Annotated in this window: 1 protein-coding gene; it reads right to left on the bottom strand. The window is 44.5% G+C overall.

Going from position 1 to position 348, the window contains the following annotated elements; translation table 11 throughout:
* Positions 1 to 276 (bottom strand): carbohydrate-binding protein (locus BCU12_RS11515; RefSeq protein WP_241909816.1); only part of this gene is annotated, 276 nt, incomplete at its 3' end.
* Positions 277 to 348: the final 72 nt, after the last annotated feature.

The raw sequence follows: 348 nt of genomic DNA, 5'->3' as shown, positions 1-348 counted from the left end.
GTCTGGCGTTGGGTTAGGATCCGGGGTTGGATCTGGGTCGGGAGTAGGGGTTGAACCACTCACCAGTTTCCATGGTGAATCCCATTCGTTTGCATAGTTGTCTGTTGGACTCTGCCCTGCGTTCGTCCACCACTTGGCTTCGTAGGTTTGTCCATTAAGCGTCACTTGCGTTCCACCAGAATACGATTTGGTTACATCATAAGGTTCAGCGGCATATAAGTGACCACTTAGCGCGATACACGCTAACGTGGCTGCTACTTTGTTCATCCTAAACATAAATGATTCCTTTCGGTTTGTTTTATTCTTATGTCTTACTTCACGTTAATTTTTGAATAGATATTTATTAAC

It is taken from the genome of Vibrio sp. 10N.261.55.A7, assembly GCF_002877365.1.
In the GTDB taxonomy this organism is placed as follows: Bacteria; Pseudomonadota; Gammaproteobacteria; order Enterobacterales; family Vibrionaceae; genus Vibrio.
The sequence above is the reverse complement of the archived record's forward strand: the minus strand, read 5'-3'. Positions and strand labels throughout refer to the sequence as shown.